Annotated in this window: 7 protein-coding genes; 4 read left to right on the top strand and 3 right to left on the bottom strand. The window is 62.8% G+C overall.

Annotated elements, in window-relative coordinates; all coding sequences use genetic code 11:
- Positions 1–247 precede the first annotated feature (247 nt).
- The 3 genes from J9611_RS17740 to J9611_RS17730 all read left to right on the top strand — a co-directional run bounded on the left by J9611_RS17740 (position 248) and on the right by J9611_RS17730 (position 1,884).
- A complete protein-coding gene (locus J9611_RS17740) occupies positions 248–607 on the top strand; it encodes a hypothetical protein (RefSeq protein ID WP_211882112.1) in 360 nt (119 codons plus the stop codon).
- On the top strand, positions 577–978 hold the full coding sequence (locus J9611_RS17735) for a hypothetical protein (protein WP_211882110.1): 402 nt from the start codon (positions 577–579) through the stop codon (positions 976–978). Before J9611_RS17740 ends, J9611_RS17735 begins: the two co-directional genes overlap by 31 nt.
- A gap of 537 nt (positions 979–1,515) precedes the next feature.
- Entirely contained in the window at positions 1,516–1,884 is a 369-nt protein-coding gene (locus tag J9611_RS17730; protein ID WP_211882108.1) for a hypothetical protein, read from the top strand.
- A gap of 16 nt (positions 1,885–1,900) precedes the next feature.
- Here J9611_RS17730 and J9611_RS17725 read toward each other — a convergent pair whose 3' ends face one another.
- The gene (locus J9611_RS17725; RefSeq protein ID WP_211882114.1) at positions 1,901–2,239 is read right to left on the bottom strand and encodes a hypothetical protein; all 339 of its coding nucleotides are present in this window, start codon (positions 2,237–2,239) and stop codon (positions 1,901–1,903) included.
- 588 nt (positions 2,240–2,827) lie between these two features.
- Between J9611_RS17725 and J9611_RS17720 the strand changes: the two genes are divergently transcribed.
- On the top strand, positions 2,828–3,169 hold the full coding sequence (locus J9611_RS17720; protein ID WP_211882113.1) for a histone-like nucleoid-structuring protein Lsr2: 342 nt from the start codon (positions 2,828–2,830) through the stop codon (positions 3,167–3,169).
- Positions 3,170–3,289: 120 nt separating this feature from the next.
- On the opposite strand, the gene J9611_RS17715 is transcribed toward J9611_RS17720, so the two are convergent.
- Both J9611_RS17715 and J9611_RS17710 read right to left on the bottom strand, forming a co-directional pair.
- Positions 3,290–3,607 (bottom strand): DUF6221 family protein, encoded by a 318-nt coding sequence (locus J9611_RS17715; RefSeq protein ID WP_211882106.1) that lies wholly within the window; start codon positions 3,605–3,607, stop codon positions 3,290–3,292.
- 649 nt (positions 3,608–4,256) lie between these two features.
- Complete coding sequence (locus J9611_RS17710; protein ID WP_078029538.1) at positions 4,257–4,433, bottom strand: CsbD family protein; 177 nt, start codon at positions 4,431–4,433, stop codon at positions 4,257–4,259.
- Positions 4,434–5,185 lie beyond the last annotated feature (752 nt).

Genomic DNA, 5,185 nt, shown 5'->3' with positions numbered 1-5,185 from the left:
GGAACCTGTTGGAGGATCTTCCCGTTGTCGGGAGACGTCGGCAGCGCTGCGGGTTTTTCCGGGTTTTCATAGGGTCCACCGGCAACACTGGGTGGGGCCGGCGATGGTGGGAGCCCTCTTAGACCGGGGCTCTCCCCCAGGCCATCGCCGGCCCTCCAAGGTTCCAGCGCCCTGGGATGCGGCCGCCCGGCCCGGAACAGGCGCAGCGCGGCGGGAAGTAGGCTGGCGAGCATGCCTGTCACGAGCAATGTCGCCTGGGACGAACGTCTGGAAGCCTTCAGGGGGCAGGGACACCACGGAGTTCGTGGCCCTGGTCGCCGCCACGGCCAGTGCCTGCGCGGCGTGCGGGCTGGCGTTGCAGCCCAAGGAGCGCCTCTCGCTGGTCGTGGACATCACCGAGGGCAGGGACGGCGACGGGATTGAATACCTCACCTTGGACACCGGCATCTGCCACCGGCGCTGCCGGGAACCAGACCTGACGCTGCGCACAGCCGCCGGCGCGCCGGATGATCTCACGGCCCGCGGGGCACGGCTCATCCTCGGGCCCCGCGACGGGTCAGGTCTCAGGCCATCCCGGTGCTGGTCTACACGCTGGTCCCGGTCCTGACGTTCCGTGAACCCAGCGGCGAACTCACCTCAGCCCTTGTCTCGGTGCTGCTCTCCCACGGCTTCCAGCTCACCCTGAGCACCGACTACGTAGAGATGCTCCGGCACGCCCGGGACGTGCAAAACAGCGTGGGCTGCACCGTCACGGAGCAGGGCCTTGTCTCCCTCCACATAGGCGGAGAACAGACGTACTCCCGGCAGCTCAATCCTGCGGTAACCGGGGCCGCCGCATGGCTGGAGGCGGCCGCACACGAAGGCAAGGTGCTGGTAATCAGCGGGGACTACCTGGAGATCACCGGCACCGGAATGAACCTGGACGCCGCCGCCGCGCTGGGCACCCTGGTCACCGGCACCGTCCCCGTCCGGACCTGAACACCGGGCCCGGACCGGAAGCCGGCACACCACCGGAAAGGGCGCCGGTCAGCGGGGCCGGGCAGCTGCAGCGTTCCGGGGCACGTGGTCCATGACCTCCGCGTGGGATCCGGATCTGGCGGCCTCGGCCCGGGATCCGGCCAGGGGCCGGATCGGGAACCGGCCCCGGCGCCGGAGACGGGGGATCCGGCGGAAAAGGCCCGGTTTCTCGTTGCGGCGGAGCCGTATCGTTGACCATGCGGTGTCCTTGGCGGCCGGCCCAGGCCCGCAGCGCCTTGGCAGCGTCGCTTCTTTCGACACACCGGAGCCACAGCCGTGGCAATGTCCAACGGCGGTGTGTGACGCTGCGATCATATGCAGTCCCCTCCGAGCCGCTGTCTCCAATAAACATGGGCGGGCGCAGCCATCGTCATTTCAGATTCCTAAGAGTGCTGTATTCTCTGACTTACCAGACAGACCGTTCTACGACCGCGTCTCTGGGGGCCTTATGGCGCGTATCGACCGGGAACATTCCTTCGACAGTTAAGCAGGCCCTCCATGGAACCGTTCGCCGATACGAACATTCTTCCCCTGTCGATCGCGCAGGTTGATTCGACCATATATGTGGAGCCAGGGCTTCCGGCCGTTCCGGACAAGGGGCCTGCTGGTGATTTGTCCGTGGTGCACGGGCAGCTGCTGGCGGCGGTGGTTACCCGGGTCGGCGAGGTCGAGGCCGCAGAGTGGGCATTTGACCAGGCGAAAGCCGCGCGCGATGTACAGATCAACGCCGCTCTGTCATCAGGCGTGCCCGCTGAAAAGGTCGCGGAAGCCGCGGGAATCCGTGCCTCTGCGTTGCCGGCCGGACCCACGCGCGACGGCAAAGCAGCACGGGCCAGCAGCAGACAACCAGACCCTGCCGCTCAGTAGGGCCATCCCTGAAGTCTCATAGCCTGTCATCGGGTTCAGACGAATCTTCGCCGTCTTCAACCTCGGGGACGACCTGCTTGGCGAGCAGATCCACGCGGTCAGCTGCAGTAAGCCGGTCATCGTTCTGGATGGCAGCCACGTCCCGGCTGTCGACTGCACCGGCGTCCTCCTGGTTGGCCGCATCGTCGGTGCGGGGATCATCCTTGTGACGGGCTTCCTCCAGATGATGGTCCAGCTTCTCTTCTGCATCCCGTCGGCGTTGACCGACGGTGCGCATTTGCCGTGTGGTCGGTGAACCGGCGGAACCATCCTGGTGTTGATACTCCCGCGTATTCTCGTTCTTCTGTTCGCCCATAGTGGCATGGTGCCACCAGGTACCCGCCTCCGGAAGAGCCGCCTGGTTACTTCAAAACACTTCAAGTGGCGCCGGACGCAGCAGCCCCGTGAGGCCGGCTTCGTTGGGTCAACGGCCAAGCCTTTCTGAGGCGCCGGTCGGTAATCTCTGCAGCCTTACCGGTGGCGCTGACTCACGCCTTTGGAGAATCGGGTACACACTACTCGTGTGCTGAGCATGGAAATCCTGTTCACTGTCTACAGAGAGTCGCTTTCCCACGCCCTCCTGGGCCGGATATAGGCGGGGCCGACGACGAAGTGAACCTCCTGAGACCGGGTTCATGTCCCCAGTCGTCGCCGGCCCTTATCCTTGGCGCCAGCCCACGTGCAAGAAAGTGGGCCGCCCGTGTGGAGCGTCGCATTAGTAGCCATGACCAACAGGCGCGATGGATTTGTCCCGCCGCTGAAATCGCCACCGTCTGGGTCTGGATGATGATCCCGTATTTTATTGTGATCGGGCTAGAAACACACGCCGACGCACGTTGGTGGCTTCGCGGGCGGGGGTTCAACGGAACTCTTTAACAGGAAACATTCCAGCGGAAAGACCGGGATCTCCAGGGCCACGAAGTCAACCATCATCCTGATCGACGATACCGACGGCGGCGCCGCCGAGGAAACGGTGACATTCGCCCTGGACGGGACCAGTCACGAAATCGACCTTTCCACCTCCAACGCCTCCGCGCTCAGGTCCCGTCTTGCCCCGTACATCGCCGCCGGACGCAAGACCAACCGGTCCGCCGGGACCACGGCCAGAAAGCCCGGCGGCCGCGCCCCCGGGCGCGCGAACAGCGGCAGCATCCGCACATGGGCCATCGATATCGGGTATCGGATGGCCTCCCGCGGGCCAATCCCGGACAGAATCCTCGAAGCCTTCCACACGGCCACCACCTGAGCTAAGGGACCGACACGCCGGCGCCCAAGGCGTCAGACGTCGGCACCCGATACCACAACCACTGGCCCATGCACTAGCCGGCCACCGGCAACGTCGGTTCTGTCGGTATGACGGCGGCGGCTATGGTCGTTCCAGGCCCTCAACGGCCCAGCCTTCCTGGTAGTCCGGGTGCTGGCTGTAGACAGAGGCAAGGCACATCAGGACGTACTCGCTTGTCCCACCAATCTCGACGGAAACGTCGGTGACGAGCGGGACATTGCCCAGAATCATCCGTTTAGCAGGGCATTCGGCCAGGACCCGGGCAGCGGTGAACGACGAGGCGTCCGACCCGGCTCCGGGGACCTGTCCGTCTGTTCTCTGCATACCGGCTTGCAATCCGCGGACCGCCGCCTCGTCCTCGGCGATACGTGCTTTGAGGAATTCGATGAGGTCTGCCATGGTCCACATCCTTTCACCGCCCGGCCAGCGGGCGATATACCCGCTCCACGAGCAGCGTCCCAGCGGCCGCCTTCTTTCACATCGCGGGAAGGGCTACAAACCATCCGGCTCGTTCAGTCATTTTCCGAAGTCGAGTGCACAGACCATTTTCTTCAACAGTGGACCGCACGGAATATCCGAAGGCGTCCGCATACTCCGTCGTTCCGTGTCCTGAAAAACCTTGATTTCCTGCGGGTTCAGGGAGTACCGTTGGTTACGGCCGGGCGCTCGGCGTCTTCCATGCCTCCGAATTAAGTCCACCAATCTCCTTTGCGTCTGTTGGACAGGAATGGCGGCCTGAACGCAGCTTGTGTTGGCGGTTCTGTGGTCCCGTTTGGGGAACCCTGACCGGGCATTCGACGATGCGTCGAAAAGCTGCAAACTGAGTGTATGACTTTGCCGTCCCGGACCCGACTTGCGGACCGGTTCTGAAAGCTAAGAGTCCGATCGCGCAACCGCCGGCGAATACTTCCTCTTCGCCGACGACACCTGACCGGCACCGGCGCTGTGTTCGACGCCACGCAAGACGGGTCAATCGTCTGGGTGTGAACCGGACAAGCGAATGGGGTGCACCCCCAATGGGAGGTGCACCCTTTCGCTTGTGTTCAGTTCAGTCCTTCTTGAAGGCGTCCTTGACTTTCTCGCCGGCCTGCTTCAAGTCGCCCTTGGCCTGGTCGGCCTGGCCTTCGGCCTTCAGGCTGTCATCGCCCGTGGCTGCACCGGCGGCTTCCTTGCCCTTGCCGCCGGCCTTTTCGGCGGCGTTTTCGATCTTGTCGCCCAATCCCATGGTGTTCCTCCTCTGGTTGGCAGCCGTTCGTCCGGCCGTAGAAACATAATAAGCATGCTTAGCAAGGTCGCGCCACCGCCGCACGTACGATGGTGTGAGAGGAGGGCCGGGAAACCCGGCCCTCCTCTCGATTTCCCTCAGCAAAAGACATCTCACGGCGCTAAGACGTCGAGCCTACCGAGTTTAGGGCCATCGCACCGGATTCCGAGACGTTCCAACTGCGCCGATCAGCTGAGATCTGGAGTGGTAATGTCCCCGGTCGCGCCGTGGACATTCTTTGGTCGGGACTGGCTTCTGGATACTGAGGAGTGAACAGTTCGATTGCGCGCCATGCCAAACCGGACGCTAAAAGTGGCATGGCAGGGTGACCGTCGTGCTGTCGTTGCCGGAACTGTATCCCTGTGCATTTGAATGCCAGTCGGCATTGTATCCGTAGGTACAAATATTTGAGATTAGGGGAACGTAAGCTGCAGTTCCAGGCTGCAATGTGGCGCTGTTAAAGTTTTGCGAGACATCACCACCTCCAAAGTTCGTCCCCCAAAGATCGGCATATACGTACAGGTTTCCGGTACAACCACTTGAGCGAGCGATATCGGCAGATCCGTAGATTCGATTGTTTGCTTTGTAGGGCGTACCTAGTGGTGTGTCTCCAAAATAGTTTATGAGTGTTCCGTTAAGCTGGGGGCATGTCGAATCCAGCTCCTGCTTTGGTGGTCTCCGATGGTCAGCGTGCCGCGTTGGAGGTGCTGTCG

This window comes from Pseudarthrobacter albicanus (genome assembly GCF_018224015.1).
Lineage (GTDB): Bacteria > Actinomycetota > Actinomycetes > Actinomycetales > Micrococcaceae > Arthrobacter > Arthrobacter albicanus.
This window is presented reverse-complemented; position numbering and strand designations above follow the sequence as displayed.